General features: G+C 71.7%; 15 protein-coding genes and 1 riboswitch. Of the genes, 2 read left to right on the top strand and 13 right to left on the bottom strand.

The annotated features are described in order from the left end of the window. Positions 1-26: 26 nt before the first annotated feature. From M5362_RS25700 to M5362_RS25655, 9 genes are all read right to left on the bottom strand, one after another. Positions 27-1331 (bottom strand): cyclopropane-fatty-acyl-phospholipid synthase family protein, encoded by a 1305-nt coding sequence (locus M5362_RS25700; protein ID WP_260230117.1) that lies wholly within the window; start codon positions 1329-1331, stop codon positions 27-29. Positions 1332-1506: 175 nt separating this feature from the next. Continuing rightward, positions 1507-2886, bottom strand: a complete 1380-nt coding sequence (locus M5362_RS25695; RefSeq protein WP_260230116.1) for an NAD(P)/FAD-dependent oxidoreductase — start codon at positions 2884-2886, stop codon at positions 1507-1509. 369 nt (positions 2887-3255) lie between these two features. Beyond that, complete coding sequence (locus M5362_RS25690) at positions 3256-4170, bottom strand: Ppx/GppA phosphatase family protein (RefSeq protein WP_260230115.1); 915 nt, start codon at positions 4168-4170, stop codon at positions 3256-3258. Further along, a complete protein-coding gene (locus M5362_RS25685; RefSeq protein ID WP_260230114.1) occupies positions 4167-4706 on the bottom strand; it encodes a DUF501 domain-containing protein in 540 nt (179 codons plus the stop codon). Before M5362_RS25685 ends, M5362_RS25690 begins: the two co-directional genes overlap by 4 nt. A gap of 64 nt (positions 4707-4770) precedes the next feature. Further along, entirely contained in the window at positions 4771-5244 is a 474-nt protein-coding gene (locus M5362_RS25680; RefSeq protein ID WP_260230113.1) for a septum formation initiator family protein, read from the bottom strand. Between the two features lie 106 nt (positions 5245-5350). After that, the gene (gene eno, locus M5362_RS25675) at positions 5351-6637 is read right to left on the bottom strand and encodes a phosphopyruvate hydratase (protein WP_260230112.1); all 1287 of its coding nucleotides are present in this window, start codon (positions 6635-6637) and stop codon (positions 5351-5353) included. Positions 6638-6975: 338 nt separating this feature from the next. Then, entirely contained in the window at positions 6976-7659 is a 684-nt protein-coding gene (locus M5362_RS25670; protein WP_260230111.1) for a transglycosylase family protein, read from the bottom strand. Between the two features lie 2 nt (positions 7660-7661). Further along, a riboswitch (cyclic di-AMP (ydaO/yuaA leader) is annotated at positions 7662-7837 on the bottom strand. A gap of 258 nt (positions 7838-8095) precedes the next feature. Next, positions 8096-9031 carry a transglycosylase family protein gene (locus M5362_RS33210; RefSeq protein ID WP_308354911.1) on the bottom strand — a complete coding sequence of 312 codons (936 nt, stop codon included), beginning with the start codon at positions 9029-9031 and terminating at the stop codon, positions 8096-8098. 179 nt (positions 9032-9210) lie between these two features. After that, entirely contained in the window at positions 9211-10464 is a 1254-nt protein-coding gene (locus M5362_RS25655; RefSeq protein WP_260230110.1) for a cytochrome P450, read from the bottom strand. A 98-nt stretch (positions 10465-10562) separates the two neighbouring features. Here M5362_RS25655 and M5362_RS25650 point away from each other — a divergent pair, with 98 nt between their 5' ends. Further along, complete coding sequence (locus M5362_RS25650; protein ID WP_260230109.1) at positions 10563-11768, top strand: globin domain-containing protein; 1206 nt, start codon at positions 10563-10565, stop codon at positions 11766-11768. On the opposite strand, the gene M5362_RS25645 is transcribed toward M5362_RS25650, so the two are convergent. The 3 genes from M5362_RS25645 to M5362_RS25635 all read right to left on the bottom strand — a co-directional run bounded on the left by M5362_RS25645 (position 11769) and on the right by M5362_RS25635 (position 14611). Beyond that, entirely contained in the window at positions 11769-12857 is a 1089-nt protein-coding gene (locus tag M5362_RS25645) for a nucleoside triphosphate pyrophosphohydrolase (RefSeq protein WP_260230108.1), read from the bottom strand. A 29-nt stretch (positions 12858-12886) separates the two neighbouring features. Beyond that, positions 12887-13531 (bottom strand): SurA N-terminal domain-containing protein, encoded by a 645-nt coding sequence (locus M5362_RS25640; protein ID WP_260230107.1) that lies wholly within the window; start codon positions 13529-13531, stop codon positions 12887-12889. A gap of 93 nt (positions 13532-13624) precedes the next feature. Then, complete coding sequence (locus M5362_RS25635) at positions 13625-14611, bottom strand: glycosyltransferase family 2 protein (RefSeq protein WP_260230212.1); 987 nt, start codon at positions 14609-14611, stop codon at positions 13625-13627. 125 nt (positions 14612-14736) lie between these two features. Between M5362_RS25635 and M5362_RS25630 the strand changes: the two genes are divergently transcribed. Then, positions 14737-17130, top strand: coding sequence for a YfhO family protein (locus M5362_RS25630; RefSeq protein WP_260230106.1), 2394 nt, complete (start codon positions 14737-14739; stop codon positions 17128-17130). A 1-nt stretch (position 17131) separates the two neighbouring features. Here M5362_RS25630 and M5362_RS25625 read toward each other — a convergent pair whose 3' ends face one another. Continuing rightward, positions 17132-17701, bottom strand: coding sequence for a GNAT family N-acetyltransferase (locus tag M5362_RS25625; RefSeq protein WP_260230105.1), 570 nt, complete (start codon positions 17699-17701; stop codon positions 17132-17134). Positions 17702-17830 lie beyond the last annotated feature (129 nt).

Raw genomic sequence — 17830 nt, 5'->3', positions numbered from 1 at the left:
GCCCTTCGCCGTTCGCACGGTCGCGCCTACTCGTTCCACACGCGCGGCCGCAGCGCCACGCCCGAGGTTCCCGACTCCGGTGTCCGCACGGCGAGGAACTGGTTCACGCCGATCCGGTTGCGCTCGAAGGAGACCGCCGATGCGGCCATGTAGAGCCGCCAGATCCTCGCCCGGCCCGGCGAGGTGTGCCGTACGGCCCTGGCCCAGTCGCTCTCCAGATTGGCCACCCAGCGGCGCAGCGTCAGGGCGTAGTGCTCGCGGATCGCCTCCACGTCCCGTACCTCGAAGCCGGCGTCCTCCAGCGTCGCCAGCGTGCGTCCCATCGGGGCGAGTTCGCCGTCGGGGAAGACGTACGCGTCGATGAAGGGGTCGACCTCGTAGGCCGCCTCGTCCGGTTCGGGGCGGCGGGAGATCTGGTGATTGAGCAGCCGGCCGCCCGGCTTGAGCAGGGCGTGCAGTATCCCGGCGTACTCGCGGTACCGGACCTGGCCGACGTGTTCGGCCATGCCGATGGAGGAGATCGCGTCGTACGGGCCGTCCTTGACGTCCCGGTAGTCCTGGACCCGGATCTCGATACGGTCCGTCAGGCCCTCCTCGGCGATCCGCTTGCGGGCGTAGGCGGCCTGCTCGCGGGAGAGGGTGATGCCGACGACCTGCGCGCCGTACTCCCGGGCGGCGTGGATGGCCATGGAGCCCCAGCCGCAGCCGACGTCGAGGAGCCGTTCGCCCTCCTTCAGGTTCAACTTGCGGGCGATGAGGTCCAGCTTGTCGCGCTGGGCCTCTTCGAGGGTCCCGCCGTCGTTCCCGCCGTTCGTCCAGTACGCGCACGAGTAGACCATCGAGGGCCCGAGGACGAGTTCGTAGAAGTCGTTGCCCACGTCGTAGTGGTGACTGATCGCCTGTTTGTCGCGGTGCTTGCTGTGCCGCGATCCGGTGCGCCGGCGCATCTCCTCGGCGGGCGGTGCCGGGGGCGGCAGCGGCCCGGCCAGCTTCAGCAGCGCGGCGGCCGCGGCGCGCAGCCTCGGGTCGCGTACGGACTCCAGGGCGCTCCTGGTCTCCCCGGCGCGTTCCCAGAGCAGCCCCGCGAGCCGGTCGAGGACCTGGTAGAGATCGCCCTCGACGTCGATCTCACCGGCCACCCAGGCCCGGGCGATGCCGAGTTCGCCGGGCTTCCACAGCAGCCGGCGCAGGGCGCGGCGCTGCCGGACGACCAGGACGGGGCCGCCCGTGGGGCCGGCTTCGCTGCCGTCCCAGGCTCGCAGCCGCACCGGGAGCGGGGACCCCAGCAGGTCCTCCGCGAGAGTGGTCAGCCGCAGTGCGGCGTCGGCCATGGTGCACACCTCCGTGATGTCGTGCCCCAGAAATGTTCGTCACCACGTAAACACCGTCCGTAGGCGAAAACAGTCCCGCCGCCGCACAACGACTCGGCAAAAACAGCCGAAAGGGCCGTCCGCACCACGGATGGCGGACGGCCCTTTCGGTTACGACGGGTTCTGCTTCAGCGCGTCAGGAGGCCTTGGCCTTCTCCTGCGCCGGGGCTGCGGGAGCCGGGGCGGGCTTGGCCGCCTCGTAGAACTCCTCGCGCGGCGTCTCCATCGCACCGAGGGAGACGACCTCGCGCTTGAGGAACATCGCGAGGGTCCAGTCGGCGAAGACGCGGATCTTGCGGTTCCAGGTCGGCACGGCCATGCCGTGGTAGCCACGGTGCATGTACCAGGCGAGACGGCCCTTGAGCTTGATCTTCGCCTTGCCCATGACGATCATCGCGACGCCCTTGTGGAGGCCGAGGCCCGCCACCGCACCCTTGTTGGAGTGCGAGTACTCCTTCTGCGGGAAGCCCCGCATGCCGGAGACCACGTTGTCGCCGAGGACCTTCGCCTGGCGCAGCGCGTGCTGGGCGTTCGGCGGGCACCAGGCGTTCTCCACACCGGCCTTGCGGGCGGCGAGGTCCGGCACCTGGGCGTTGTCGCCGGCGGTCCAGATGTAGTCGGTGCCGGTGACCTGGAGGGTCGGCTGGGCGTCCACGTGGCCGCGCGGGCCGAGCGGGAGGCCGAAGCGGGAGAGCGCCGGGTTGGGCTTGACGCCCGCGGTCCACACGATCGTGTTGGAGTCGACCTCGAGGCCGTTCTTCAGCACGACGTGGCCGTCGACGCAGGAGTCCATGGACGTCGAGAGGTAGATCTCGACACCGCGGCCCTCGAGGTGCTCCTTGCCCCAGCGGCCCAGCTCCGGGCCGACCTCGGGAAGGATCTTGTCGGCGGCGTCGACCAGGATGAAGCGCATGTCCTCGCGCTTCACGTTGGTGTAGTACTTCGCCGCGTCGCGGGCCATGTCCTCGACCTCGCCGATGGTCTCCGCGCCGGCGAAGCCGCCGCCCACGAAGACGAAGGTCAGCGCCTTGCGGCGGACCTCCTCGTTGGTCGTGGAGTCGGCCTTGTCGAGCTGCTCCAGGACGTGGTTGCGGAGGCCGATGGCCTCCTCCACGCCCTTCATGCCGATGCCCTGCTCGGCGAGGCCGGGGATCGGGAAGGTACGGGAGACCGCGCCCATCGCGATGACCAGGTAGTCGAACGGCAGGTCGTACGCCTCGCCGACGAGCGGCGCGATCGTGGCGACCTTGCGGTCCTGGTCGATGCTGGTGACGCGACCGGTGAGCACCTCGGCTCCGCGCACGACGCGTCGCAGCGGGACGACGACGTGGCGCGGGGAGATGCTGCCTGCGGCGGCTTCGGGGAGGAAGGGCTGGTACGTCATGTACGAGCGCGGGTCGACGACCGTGACGGTCGCTTCCGCATAACGCATCTTCTTGAGGATGCGTCGAGCTGCGTACAGGCCTACGTACCCACCGCCTACTACGAGGATCCTGGGACGCTCCGTGGTGCTCATGCATCCGAGTATCCACCCCTCTCAGGGGGGTCGCTCGTGCGCCCCTTCACAAGGTCTTGGGGTACCTCTGCTACACTCCGCCGCCCACGTGACCCAGGTCATGGTCGTGCAAAGGAACCAGAGTGCGGGGGCGAACGTTGTTCACCCCTACTGAACTGGCCCGGAGAGCCGCCGTTAACGCGAAACCACCGGGTGCGTTCACACGATGGAAACTTCGAGCGAACCGGGCTCCCCGCCTACGAAAGAGCCCCGACAGGGGCTTCGGAGGCCCCCATGGCCCTCCACAGCCCCCATCAGGGCCCTTTTCCTTGTGAAGAACTTCACGAACTTTCTCGGCGGACCGTTTTCGGACGCGTCGCCGGGTGCCCGTTATGCCACGGACAGTGCGATTCCGTCCAGGATGTCGTGCTCGCTGACCACGACCTCGCGGGCGCCGGTCCGCTCCATGATCTCCAGCAGGACGAGCGCCCCGGAGACGATGACGTCGACCCGGCCCGGGTGCATCACGGAGATCGCGGCGCGCTCGGCGTGGGTGGAGGCGACCAGCGAGTCGACGATCTCGGCGACCTTCTCGTACGGGACACGGGAGTGGTGGATCTTCTCGGAGTCGTACTCCTGGAGCCCCAGCGCGATCGCGGCGACCGTGGTGACCGAGCCCGCGAGCCCGACCAGGGTCCCGGCCTCGCGGATCGGGACGGTCTCCTCGGCCAGGTCGAGGGCGGCCCGGATGTCGGCGCGGATCGCGGCGACCTCCTCGGCGGCCGGCGGATCGCTGCGCACATGCCGTTCGGTGAGCCGCACGCAGCCGATGTCGACGGACCGGGCGGCCTCGACGTGCCGGTCGCCGACGACGAACTCGGTGGAGCCGCCGCCGATGTCCACGACCAGGTACGTCTGCGCGCCCGGCAGCTCGCCCGTGGCGCCGGTGAAGGAGAACTCGGCCTCCTGGTCACCGGTGATCACCTCGGGCTCGACGCCCAGGATGTCCAGGACACCGCGCACGAACTCCTCGCGGTTCTCGGCGTCGCGGGAGGCGGAGGTGGCCACGAAGCGCAGCCTCTCGGCGCCCAGCTCCCTGATGACGGCCGCGTAGTCGCGGCAGGCGGCGAAGGTCCGCTCCAGCGCCTCGGGCGCGAGGCGGCCGGTCCTGTCGACGTCCTGGCCGAGCCGGACGATCGTCATCCGCCGGTCCAGCTCGATCAGTTCGCCCGTCTCGGGGTGGACGTCGGCGACGAGGAGGCGGATGGAGTTCGTACCGCAGTCGATGCCCGCGACCCGGGTCACTCCGCCGACTCCTTCTCGTCCGTGCACGGCGTGACGCAGGGGCCCTTGGCCCACCACTCCGGCAGCATCGCGATCGCCTCGTCGCCCAGCGGGTTCACGCCCGGTCCCGCGGCCAGCGAGTGGCCGACGAGGACGTGCAGGCACTTGACCCGGTCGGGCATGCCGCCGGCGCTGGGGAAGCCCTCCAGGACCTCGATGGCGTCGCGGCGGGCGATGTAGTCCTCGTGCGCGGCCCGGTAGGAGGCGGCCAGCTCCGGGTCGGTGGCGAGCCGGGCCTGCATCTCCTTCATGACCCCGTTGGCCTCGAGCGTGCCGATCGCGGAGGCGGCGCGGGGGCAGGTCAGGTAGTACGTCGTGGGGAACGGGGTGCCGTCCGGGAGCCGCGGCGCGGTCTCGACGACGTCCGGGTTGCCGCAGGGGCAGCGGTGCGCGATGGCGCGCAGACCCCGGGGCGGGCGGCCGAGCTGCTGCTCGAAGGCGGCGACGTCCGCCTCGGTCGGCTCGGTGCGTGCGGTCTGCGGAGGGGGCGTTTCCATCGTTACGTCTTGTCTTCTCGTCGGAGGTCGGTCGGTGGGTCTGCTTCGGTGCGGGCCGCCCGCGCTAGCGGGGCGCGTCCGCGCGGTCGACGCCGTCCCAGAGGTCGGAGTACCAGGGGCGTTCGGCAGCGCCCTGCTCGGTGCGCCGGGCGCGCTCGGCCTCGGGGTCGTTCACGGTGAAGCCGGTCTCGCCGGGCATCACGTAGTGGAGGTGCTCGCGGGCGAGCCTGCGGACGTAGGCGGGGTCCTGGAGCCGGGCCTTCTCGTCCCGCAGCTCCTCGACGCGCGCGGCGGCCTCGGCGGCCTGGCGCTCCTGGTCGGCGATCTCGCCGCGCTGGGAGACGTACTGCCGCATGGGGTACGCGAGCGCGACGATCAGTGAGCAGACGATCAGGGCGAGGAAGGCGGCGCGGCCGGTGAGCCGGGAGCGGCGCGCCTGACGGCGGGTCTGGGAGCGGTAGACACGGGCGGCGGTCTGCTCGCCGAGCAGCCTGATCCTGGTCGCGGTCGAGAACCGGTCGCGGTCCTTCGCGGCCATGTCCTGTCGCCTCCCCTGTGTCGTCCCGTAACGCGTGCGTCCCCGCACACGGTACGGGACCGGGTGCGGGGACGTACGTAACCGAGGGTTCCCCGGGATCAGCTGATCAGCCCTTGAAGCGCGGGAAGGCGCTGCGGCCGGCGTAGACGGCCGCGTCGTCGAGGATCTCCTCGATGCGCAGGAGCTGGTTGTACTTGGCGACGCGCTCGGAGCGGGCCGGGGCGCCGGTCTTGATCTGGCCGCAGTTGGTGGCGACGGCGAGGTCGGCGATGGTGACGTCCTCGGTCTCGCCGGAGCGGTGGGACATCATGCACTTGAAGCCGTTGCGCTGGGCCAGCTCGACGGCGTCCAGGGTCTCGGTCAGCGAACCGATCTGGTTGACCTTGACCAGGAGGGCGTTGGCGGCGCCGTCCTCGATGCCGCGGGCCAGGCGCTCCGGGTTGGTGACGAACAGGTCGTCGCCGACGATCTGGACCTTGGAGCCCAGCTTGTCGGTGAGGACCTTCCAGCCGTCCCAGTCGTCCTCGAACAGCGGGTCCTCGATGGAGACCAGCGGGTACGCGGAGACGAGCTCCTCGTAGTACTCGGTCATCTCGGCGGCCGAGCGGGACTTGCCCTCGAACTCGTACGAGCCGTCCTTGTAGAACTCGGACGCGGCGACGTCGAGCGCCAGCGCGATGTCCTTGCCCGGGGCGTAGCCGGCCTGCTTGATGGCCTCCAGGATGAGGTCGAGCGCCTCACGGTTGGAGTCCAGGTTCGGGGCGAAGCCGCCCTCGTCGCCGAGGCCGGTGGACAGGCCCTTGGTCTTCAGGACGGACTTGAGGGTGTGGTAGACCTCCGTGCCCCAGCGCAGGGCCTCGGAGAAGGACTCCGCGCCGATCGGCGCGATCATGAACTCCTGGATGTCCACGTTGGAGTCGGCGTGCGAGCCGCCGTTCAGGATGTTCATCATCGGAACGGGCAGCAGGTGCGCGTTCGGGCCGCCGAGGTAGCGGAAGAGCGGGAGGTCGGAGGCCTCGGACGCGGCGTGCGCGACGGCGAGGGAGACGCCGAGGATGGCGTTGGCGCCGAGGGAGGCCTTGTTGTCCGTGGCGTCCAGGTCGAACATGGCCTGGTCGATGAGGCGCTGCTCGGTGGCGTCGTAGCCGACGAGCTCCGGGCCGATCTGCTCGATCACGGCGAGGACGGCCTTCTCGACGCCCTTGCCCTGGTAGCGGTTCTTGTCTCCGTCACGGAGCTCAATGGCCTCGAAGGCACCGGTGGAGGCACCGGACGGAACGGCAGCACGGCCGGTGCTGCCGTCGTCGAGGCCGACCTCGACCTCGACCGTGGGGTTGCCTCGGGAGTCCAGGATTTCCCGGGCTACGACGACGTCGATGGACGGCACGAGCATCTCCTTCTGGGATGTGACGCTAGATGTGACGCTTGCGGTGCAGGGTCGCTTTGGCCTTGCGGCAAGAGCCTAACCGGCTCCAGGGCTCCCGTCGGCCGGGCGCCCGCCCCCTGGGACGAAAAAGGACCCAAGGGCATGCATCCGGGGACAAAGACACCCCAACCTACTTGGCGGTAACCCCGGTGGGCCCCCGGGCACGCGGTAACCCCGTCGGCCCCCGGGCGCGCGGAAACCCCGGCCCGGAGCGCACGGGGGAAGAAACGCTCCGGACCGGGGTGGTCACCGCGGGAGGGTCGTATGACCCGCGTGAGCCGCCGGACTCACGCGGGCCGCCGGGCTCACTTCAGGTGAAGCTGCTGGCCCGGGAAGATCAGGTCGGCGTCGTCGACGACGTCCTTGTTGAGCTCGAAGAGCTTCGCCCAGCCGCCCTTGACGTCGTGGGCGGCGGCGATGGTGCTCAGGGTGTCGCCGGCGACGACCTTGTACTCGCCGTCACCCTTCTCGACCTTCTTGCCGGTCGGGGTGGTGACGGTCTTGGACTCGGCCTTCTTCGGCGTCGCCTTCGGGGCCGTGCGCTGCTCGCTGCGGGTGGTCGGCTGCTCGGCCTTCCGCTCCGGCTGCGGGGCGCTCTCGACGGCACCGCCGGGGGTGGCGTTGGACAGGCCCACGCCACAGCTCGGCCAGGCGCCCTTACCCTGGCCGGCCAGGACCTTCTCGCCGATGGCGATCTGCTGGGACTTCGAGGCCTGGTCGGCGGTCGCGGCGTACGCGGTGCCGCCGTAGGCGGCCCAGGTGGAGCTGGAGAACTGCAGGCCGCCGTAGTAGCCGTTGCCGGTGTTGATGGACCAGTTGCCACCGGACTCGCACTGGGCGACGGCGTCCCACTCGGAGGCCGTGGCGGCCGAGGCGGAGCCGGCGGCCATCAGCGGGGCGGCGACGGCGACACCGGCGACACCGGCGAGGGCGACGGCGCGGGTGGCCTTGGAGGCACGACGGTGTTTGCCCTTGGCGGAAAACAGCATGGACTTCTCCTCACCGACGCCTGCGAGGTGAGCTGTCGGGTTCGGGCCATGTGAGTTGCCCGGCCGCGCGACCTAGCGCGCGGCTTCACCCCAAGCCGGTCCGTCGGCCGTCTGTCTCAACGGCCGGGGACGGCACTTACCTTGGGTCCCCCGCTCCTGCCTACGGCGCTTACGCGACGACTGTTCCCATCGGACCGACGGCAGGATTCGGCGTTTCGGTCGACGGGGCCCGCGGTGGCGAGCGGACTGACCGTAGACACAGACCCTGAGGAAGTTCAAAGAGGCCCATGAGGGACAAAACACCCCTACTTGCCACGGGACGAAGGGTATTTACGCAGGTGAGAGGCGACGGGAGCGGAGTTTGCGGACGGGACGCGCCAGTTGAGGCAAAGAGACCCATGTCTCACTGGCGCAGAACCGGACATACATCCTCGAACTACCCCTGCTTCGCCGCCTCGCCGAGACCGAGGCCGAGGTCGAGGTCGAGGCTCTGGCCAGGGAGGATGAGGTCCGGGTCGGCGCCCACCGTCGAGCGGTTGGCGTCATAGAGGGCGTCCCAGCCGCCCGGGAGCTCGTTCTGCTGGGCGATCACGGAGAGGCTGTCGCCCGGCTTGACGGTGTATTCACCGATGGCGCCGGAGATGTCCTGAGCAGCCGTATTGTCCGACGTGTCGCCACTGCCCGCGTTGTCCTTGACGTCCGGCTTCGCCGCATCCGCGTCGGGGGTCACGTCAGATGTCGGGGTGTCGGTCGGCGAGGCATGGCGACCCTTGTCGCCGTTCTTGCCCGGATTGTCCGTCTCCTCCGGGGCCGCGTCACCGCGGTGCTTGCCGGTGCCCGGGGTCGCCGGGCCCGAGGGGCTCGTCGGCGTGGTGGGCGTGAGGGAAGTCTCGGGGGTGGCCGCCGGGTCCTGCGTCGCGGGCGCGCTGGTCTCCGGGGTGGCGGTCTCGGGGACGCCGGTCTCGGAGCCGGCCGGAAGGCCCGTGGTCCGGTTCGACTCCGGGAGCGGGCCCGTGGGCTCCACCGGCTTCACGGCCGGCCCGGGGTCGACCTCGGGCTTGGCGCCGTCGTCGGTCAGCCCGGCGATCGGGGCACAGGTGGCCCACTGCTTGTCACCCGCGGCGAACGCCCGCTCCGCCACCGCGATCTGCTGTGCGCGGCTGGCGAGGTCCGCGCTGGTCGCGTACGCCAGGCCGCCGTGACGCTCCCAGCTCTCCTGGGTGAACTGGAGCCCTCCGTAGAGACCGTTGCCGAAGTGGGCGCTCCACAGGCCTCCCGACTCGCACTCGGCGACCCGGTCCCAGGTCGCGGCGTCGGCGGCGGACGCCGAGCCCGCGCCGAGGAGGGGAAGCGCCAGGGCCGATCCCGTCACGCCTGCGGCGACAACGATGGCGGGGGCCTGGCGGGGTCTGCGGTGTCGTCCGTTCCCGGAGCGCATGGGGAGGGCCTTTCGCGTGACTGCTGAGGTGACGGTGAACGTAGCGGCATTCGAACGTCTGTCACAAGTCGATGCAGCGGAGATCACGTAAAAGTCACAGTCTTGACGAGGTGTCAGCTCGCAAGAGGGGTGAAGTCCACCGGAAGCGTGCGCAATCCACGCATGATGAGCCCTCCGCGCCACCGCAGGTCGTCGGGGTCGGCCGCAAGTCGCAGGTCCGGCAGGCGAGTCAGCAGCGTCGCCAGGGCGATCTGCCCTTCGAGCCGGGCGAGCGGGGCGCCGATGCAGTAGTGGATGCCGTGCCCGTAGCCGAGGTGCTGGTTGTCGCGCCGGGACAGGTCGAGCGTGTCCGGATCGCCGAAGCGCTCCGGATCGCGGTCGGCGGCGGCCAGTACGACGAGGACCGGGTCGCCCGCCGGGATCCGCTGCCCGCCGATCGTCAGCGGCTCCATGGCGTACCGCCAGGTCGCCAGCTCCACCGGCCCGTCGTAGCGCAGCAGCTCCTCGACACCGGTCTCCAGGAGCCCCCGCTCCCCCGCCGCGAGCGAGGCCTGGAGCCGCTCGCGCTGCCCGGGGTCGCGCAGCAGCGCGTAGACGCCGTTGCCCACCAGGTTGACCGTGGTCTCGAAGCCGGCGAAGAGCAGGATGAAGGCCATCGCTGCGGCCTCGTTCTCGGTGAGGTGCTCGCCGTGGTCGGAGGCCTTGATGAGCCCCGAGATCAGGTCGTCGCCGGGATCGAGCCGCTTGCGGTGGATCAGCTCCGCGAGATACCCGCGCATCTTCTTGACCGAGCGCGCCACCCCGCCGCGCGGCCCTCCGCCGTGCCGGATCATCATCCCGGCCCAGTCCCGGAAGTCGTCCTGGTCCTCGCGCGGCACGCCCAGCAGGTCGCAGATCGCGTAGATGGGCAGCGGGAAGGCGAACTCGTGGATGAGGTCGGCCTCGCCCTTCGCCGCGAAGGAGTCGATGAGCCCGTCCGTCAGCTCCTGCACCCGGGGTGCGAACTCGGCGACCCGGCGCGGGGTGAACGCCTTGGAGACCAGTCGGCGCAGCCGGGTGTGGTCGGGTGGGTCGATGTTGAGGAGATGTGTCATCAGCTCGGCCTTGCGCTCCCCCGGGATCCCGGTCTTCCCCTTGGCGTGCGGGGACTCCGCGTGGTGGGCCGGGTTCTTGGAGAGCCGCTGGTCGGCGAGGGCCTGCCGGGCGTCCGCGTACCGCGTCACCAGCCAGGCCTCGACCCCGCTGGGGAGCTTCGCCCGGTGCACCGGCGCGTGCTCGCGCAGCCAGGCGTACGCGGGGTACGGATCGGTGGCGAACTCCCAGGTGAAGAGCTCGGGCGCGGGGGGCTGGGCGGGGGGCGTGCTCACGCTGAGACGGTACAAGGTCGCCGCCGCGCCCGTTCCGCGCCGGCCCGGTCCCCGAGATGTGATCGTCCTGTGAAGACGCGTGGCCTAGATTCTCCCGCGTGGATGCCCAGTTACTCAGAAGCACGTTCGCCGTCGTCGAGAGACGGGCCGAACATGCCGTCACCTTCTTCTACTCCCACCTGTTCTGGCACAATCCGGGCGTCCGTGACCTCTTCCCCGAGGACATGCGGGCCCAGCGGGACCGGCTCTTCGCCGCGCTCACGCAGGTCGTGAGCCGCCTGGAGGACCCGGGACTCCCCGAGTACCTCACCCATCTGGGCCGTGACCACCGCAAGTTCCTCGCCTCACCCGCGCTCTACGCGGCCGTCGGCACCAGCCTGACCGCCGCCTTCGCCCACGCCTCCGGGCCCGCCTGGACCGTCGAGGCCGACAAGGCGTGGACCGAGGCGTACGGGTATGTCGCCGGGCTCATGATGCGGGGCGCCGAGGAGGCCGACGCGGCGGGCGAGCCGGCGTGGTGGGACGCCGTCGTCGTACGGCACGTCCGGCTCGGCGAGGACCTGGCGGTGCTGACCCTGAAGCCGCGCCGGCCCTTCGCCCACCTGCCCGGCCAGTACGTCGGCGTCAGCTCGCTGCGGGTCCCCCGGGTGTGGCGTACGTACTCCCTGGCCAACGCCGTCCGCGCGGACGGCACGCTGGACCTGCACGTCAGCCGGATCCCGGGCGGCGCGATGAGCACGGCGCTGGTCGACGGGACACGGGTGGGCGAGCCGCTGCGGCTGAGCGCCCCCGGCGGCGCGCTGACCGCGCGGACCCCGCCGGGCCGCCCGCGCAGCTACATCGCGGCCGGGACCGGCTGGGCGCCGGTCAAGGCGCTCCTCGAAGAGGCGGCGGAGGGGCCGGAGGCCGTCCCGGCCCGGCTCTTCCTGGTCGCGCGCGCGAAGGAGTACCTGTACGGGAGGGAGGACGTCGAGCGCCTCAGGGAGCGGATACCGGGGCTGAACGTCACGTACATCACCTCCGCGCCCGGCCGTCCCCGCGACCAGGCGACCGAGCGCCTGCTCCACGCGCTGTACACCTGCGGCAACTGGCGGGCCCACGACGTCTACCTGGCGGGACCGCCCGGCTTCCTCGCCGAGACCCTGCCGGTCCTCGACCGCCTCGGCGCGGCCCGCGTGCACCACGACCACCTGCCCGCCGGCGCCGGCCCGCGCGGCCGGCCGACGAGCACGGCGGAGTGGTTCATCGGCCCCCCGGACCCCCACTGGCACGACCCCGAGGCCCGCGCCCCGCGCAGGCCCTGATCAGGACGACGCCGGCCTCGCGGCGCTCTCGGTGCTCCCGGCGTTCCCGGTGCTCCCGGCGTTCCCGGTGCTCGCGGCGTTCCCGGTACTCCCGGCGTTCCCGGCGTTCCCGGTGCGCCCGGTGGCGGTCTCCGTCGCGACGATCGTGTCGCGGTAGACGCGGGCGGCCGCGCGCAGCGCCGCCTCCGGGTCGGTCCCGGCAGCCTCCGCCCGCGCGGCGAGGGCGAGCAGCTCGTAACCGATCCCCTCCCCCGTCGGCAGGTCGACGTCCAGGCCCGCCGTCCGCACGCGGCCCGCCAGCTTCGCGGCGAGCGCGAGGCCGGGCTGGCCCAGCGGCACCCCGTCGGTGACCGAGTCGCGCTGCTTCTCGATCGCCTTGGTCCGCAGCCAGTGCTCCTTGACCTCCTCCGGCGTCTCGGCGGTGGCGTCGCCGAAGACGTGCGGGTGGCGGTGGACCAGCTTCTCCACGATCGTCCCGGCGACGTCGTCGACGGAGAACGGCTCCTCGGCGTCCTCCTCCGCGATCCGGGCGTGGAAGACGACCTGGAGCAGGACGTCCCCGAGCTCCTCGCGCAGCGCCTCGCGGTCGCCGTCCTCGATCGCCTCGACGAGTTCGTACGCCTCCTCGATGCCGTACTTGGCGAGCCCCTTGTGGCTCTGCCGCGAGGACCACGGGCACTCGCGCCGGATCCGGTCCATGACCTGCACCAGGTCGAGGAGGCGGGCGCCCGGCAGATCGTACGAGCCGGGCAGCAGCTCCAGGTCGGGCATCGTGAAGCGGCCGGAGCCGGCCAGCCGGGCAAGACCGTCGGTCAGCGCCCGGTCGCCCTCGCCGGAGGGCAGGACGACGACGGTCCGGCCTCCGGCGCAGGCGTCGACGAGGTCCTGCGCGGCGGGACCGGCGTGCTCCACGGCGATCCCGGCCTCGCGGAGGTACGGCAGCTGCGGGTGGTGCTCGTCCGCGCACAGCACCCGGTCGGCGGCGCGCAGCGCCTGCCACGCGGGCCAGGACAGCAGTCCGGGGGCCACACGGTGGCTGGCGGTGAGCAGGACGATACGGCCGGGCTCGACGGGTGATTCAGCGTTCACCCTTCGACCTTACGTGGACGGCGAACGGGCTACGCACCCGCTTCCGCGGCCGCCGGGTCCTGGCTGATCTGGCGCAGCCAGGGCGCCGAGAACGTGCCCAGCTGGATCTTGGCGTCGTCCCACGTGCCGAAGCGCGGGTTCACGTCGATGCTGAGGTCCTTGGAGGCCGCCGTGAAGACCTCGGTGAGCTTCTTCTGGCCCTCGGGGGTGTTCTCGATGCCCAGCTTGGCGGCGATCTTGTTCATCAGGACCGCCCGGCGGACGACCCCGTCGATCTGGTCCGGGGCGACGCCCTGCTGCTGGAGCAGCGTCGCGGCGAGCTGCTCCTCGCCGCCGCTCTGCTGGGTGAACTCGGCCCGGGTCCGCTGGATCTCGGCGCGGGTGGCCGTGATCCCGTTGTCCTCGGCGACCCGGTCCACCACCCGGTCGAAGATCATCACGTTGAGCTTCTCGCGGTTGAGGTCGCCGGTGGCCTGGATCAGCTGCGCGGCCTGCGGGGAGGCCTCCTGCGCGGTCCGGACGTCCCGCACCTGCGCCTGGAGGCTGGACACCTCGATCCGTTCGCCGCCGACGACGGCCGCCGCCCCTGGGTGGGGCTCACCGCCGCAGGCGGCGAGCAGCGGGGCCGCGGCGAGGAGCGCGGCGGAGACGGAGAGCGCAGTGCGGCGGTGCAAAGGAGCCTCCCGGCGTGGGTCGTGCGTGAGTAACGACCTTGCGGTGATCGATGTTAGGCAGTCACCGGAGCCGGGGCCACTGCTTCGCGGCCACTACTTCGTCGTGACTGTCTCGACCAACGACGTAACGGTTCGGCTGGTGTCGGTCCTGGGCCGCGGAACATCCGCGTTCGTCGCCTTCACCAGGAAGTGCGGCCGCCGTTTCACCTCGTAGTAGATGCGTCCGACGTACTCGCCCACGAGCCCGAGCATCACCATCTGGACACCGGCCAGGGCCGTGACGATGACGAGCAGCGTGACGTATCCGGGCGTGTCCACGCCGTTCACCAGGGCGTCCCCGACAATCCACGCCGCGTACGCCAGCGCCACCGAGACCAGGATCATTCCCAGATAGACGGCGGCCCGCAGCGGCTTGTTGTTGAAGGAGAGCAGCCCGTCGAGTCCGTAGTTGAGCAGCTTTCCGAAGGTCCATTTCGAGCGGCCCTGCTCGCGCACCGCATTCTCGTACTCGAATGTGGTGGTGCGGAATCCGACCCAGGCGAAAAGGCCCTTGGAGAAGCGGTTGTACTCGGTGAGTTCGAGGATCGCGTCGACGGTGCGGCGCGAGAGCAGCCGGAAGTCGCCGACGCCGTCCACCAGCTCCACGTCCACCAGCCGGTTGATCGCCCAGTAGTAGGCGCGCGCGGTCATGGTGCGGGTGACCCGGTCGCCCTTGCGCGTACGCCGGGCGATCACCTGGTCGTACCCCTCGGAGTGCAGGGCCACCATGCGGTGCACGAGCTCCGGCGGATGCTGGAGGTCGGCGTCCATGATGACGACCGCGTCGCCCTCGGCGTGCTGGAGGCCTGCCAGCATCGCGGCCTCCTTGCCGAAGTTCCGGCTGAAGGAGACGTAACGGGCGCGGGGGTCGGAGGAGGCGATCTCCTCCAGAAGGGGGAGAGTCCGGTCGTGGCTTCCGTCGTCCACATAGACCAGCTCGAATTCTCCGTCGAAAGCGGAGAGTTCGGCGGTCACATGGTCGTGGAAGCGACCGATGATCTCCTCTTCGTTGAAACACGGAACCACGATCGAGAGCAGCACGAAGGACACGACAACCCACTCGGATGTCTCCGGCCGATTCGAAACGTGACGGCGAGGCGACCATTGAGTGAACTGGCCCCGCTCGATCACCATTTCGCGTTCCGTACTGGCATATTCACACCATCATGCCTGCTCAGACGAGACCGGCCGTGGGCCGCGCCGCCGCCCTCGCCGCCTTCCTCACGGCGCTCGCGGTGTGCGCGGGGAACGCGGTCGCCCGCACCTTCCCCTTCGGGCCGGAACGCCGCGGCGTCAACGACCTCGCCAACCAGTTCGTCCCGTACCACGCCCATCTGTGGGACCTGCTGCACGGGCGCGGCGACGGCGGGCTGCTGCTCAACTGGCAGTCCGGCTGGGGCACCAGCTTCCTGCCCGACCTCGGGACCTATCTGGGCAGCCCGTTCGCGCTCCTGGTGGCGCTCTTCCCGCGCGAGGACATCGAGTACGCGGTCCATGCCGTCACGGTCCTGAAGACGGCGGCCGCCGCGGCCGCCATGACCGTGGCGCTGCTGCGGCTGCGGCCGGGCCCCTGGTGGGCGGCGGCGGTGCTCGGCGCGTCGTACGGGCTGTGCGGCTGGTCGGTCATCGAGGCCACCTACAACCCGATGTGGCTCGACGGGCTGATCGCGTTCCCGCTGCTGTGCCTGGTCGGCGAGTGGGTGCGGCGGGGCCGCCGGCCGCTTGTCGGCCCGCTGGTGGTCGCGCTGTGCTGGGTCGGGAACTTCTACACGGCGTACATGGCGACCATCGGGGCCGCCCTGGTGCTCCTGGTCCGCCTCGCGGCCGCGCGTGAGCTGCGCGTCCGGGTGGTCGTCCGCGCGGTGGTGACCGTGCTGCTCGGCATCGGGCTCGCCGCGCCGGTCCTGGTGCCGGTGTTCCTCGGCTCCACGCACGCGTACCCGGGCTGGACCAACGAGTTCCAGCCGGCCGGCTGGGCCGACTTCCTCGCCCGGCTCCTCCCGGCGACGTACGACTTCTCCACGCCCGCCGCCTTCCTGGGCACGGGGACCCTGCTGCTCGCCGGCGCGCTGCTCTTCCACCGCGAGGTGCCGCGGCGCGAGCGGTGGCTGTGGGCCGGGTTCGCGGTCGCGGTCGCGCTGTCGCTCCAGTGGGCGCCGACGCATCTGGTGTGGCATGTCTTCGCCACGCCCAACGGCAGCCCGTACCGGCAGACGTTCGTCCTCTCCGGGGTCCTCGTCCTCGCCGCCTGGACCGGCCTCTCGTACGGCTGGCCCGGCCGGCGCGCGCTGCTCGGCGGGGTGGGCGTGGTGGCGGCGGCCGGGGTCGGCGCGGTGGCGAGCGAGCTGGTGACCGGCTGGTCGTACCCGCTGTTCGCCCTCGGACTGGCCGCGGCGGCGGGCGCGCTGTGGCTGGCCGCACGCGGCGGGCCCCCGGTGGTGGCGGCGGTGCTCCTGGCCGGGGCGCTCGTCGGACAGGCGGCCGCGACCACGGCGTACGCGGACCGGGCGCGCCTCGGCCGGCTCGACGACTACCCGGCCTGGGGCGCCGAGCAGGACCGGCGGACCGAAGCGCTCACCGAGGCCGACGGCTGGCCCGCGTACCGCACCGACTCCGGCCGCGAGCAGATCACCGGCAACGAGCCGCTGCTCTTCGGCGGCCAGGGCGCCGCGTACTACAGCAGCCACACGCCCTCCGTGCTGACGACGACGCTGGCCTCGCTCGGCGGCGGCTGGACGTCCCGCGGGCGCAATCTGCAGAGCCTGGACAACCCGGTGACGGACGCGCTGTTCGCCGTCGGCGCGCGGTGGCGGGGCGACGCGCTCGTACGGACGGGACCGGTACTGCCGCTGGTGACGGTGCGCCCGGAGGGTGCCGCCGAACCGCGGTACGGGGCCTCTCCGTTCCGCAACCAGGAGATGCTGCTGGGGGCGTCCGTGTACACGCTGCCGGGGAAGGGGGCCGCCTGCCCGGTCGGGAGCGAGGTCTTCCTCTGGGCGCCCGACTTCAGGGGGACGGCCCGGCTCGGCGCGGGCGGCGCGCCGGTGAGGATGAGCGGTGAGATGCCGAAGCGGCGGGCCGCGATGACCTCGCTGGGCGTCCAGGGGACAGCGGGCACGGAAGTGGTCCTCACGGGGGACCGCGGTCGTGACCACGAGGTCGGCTGCCTGGACCGGCAGCGGCTGACGGCGGCGGTGGAGGGCCTGCGCGCGAAGGCGGCGACCTCGATCGACGTCACCGGCGGCGGCATCCGCGCGGAACTCCCGCCCGGGACGAAGGGGACCGTGGTGGTCGCTGCCCCGAGGATCGCGGGCTGGACCTGCGAGGGCCGGCCGGCGGACGCGTACGGGGGGTTGGTGGCCCTGCGGGCCGACGGCCGCACGTCGGTGAGCTGCGACTTCCGGCCGCCGGGGCTGCGGGCGGGTCTTGGCCTGGGGGCCTGCGCGGCGGTCCTCCTGTGCGGGTGGGCGCGGTGGCGGGGAGGGCGGGGACGGCGCCCGTCCGCGCAGCCGCCGGCGCGAGCGGAGGTCCGGGCGGAAGCGCTCGCACGGACGGGCTGAGTCAGAGCGGATTCCGGCTCGACGTGGTGTCGAGCCGCCAGCGGACCTCGCCCTCGTGCCACACGTCGGTGGGCGTGAGCCCGACGGCGGTGGCGACGGCGGCGGAAGCGGCATGGCCGGGGTGGATGTGCGCGACGAACGTCCGCACCCCGTGGGCGGTGAGCAGGCCGATCATCCCCCGGACCGCCTCGGTGGCGATCCCGCGCCCCTGCCACGGCGTCCCGACGACCCAGGCGACCTCGGCGGTCCCGGCGCCGTGACGGGCCACGGGGTCGCCCGCCGGGTCGGTCGCCGGGTCGGGCGCACGGACGGTCGCCTGGACCGTGCCGACGAGACGGCTCTCGTCGTCCAGCCGGACGACCCAGTTGCACCAGGAGACCCCGGCCTCGGGCGATCCGGCCGTCTGCCGCTCGTAGCGGGCACGGAGCTCCGGCAGGGTGGGCGGCGTACCGCCGATGAAGGTGTGGAGCGCCGGATCGCCGAGCACACCGGCCATCTCCTCGGCGTGCGCGACGGCCAGAGGAAGGAGGGTGAGCCTGGGGGTGCGGACGGTCTCGGTCGTGAGGGTCACGCCACGGAGTATGCGCCGCCGGCCGCACCGACTCGCACCCCGGCCCCTCCTCAGCAGCTGAACTGAGCTTGAGGGCAAGCGCATTGAGTAGGGGTACTCATGTGGGCGGTGGTCGGCAGTCCGCAGAGT

This window comes from Streptomyces sp. Je 1-79 (assembly GCF_025195125.1).
Taxonomy (GTDB): domain Bacteria; phylum Actinomycetota; class Actinomycetes; order Streptomycetales; family Streptomycetaceae; genus Streptomyces.
Note: the sequence above shows the minus strand (reverse complement) of the source record. Positions and strands in the feature narration are given on the sequence as shown.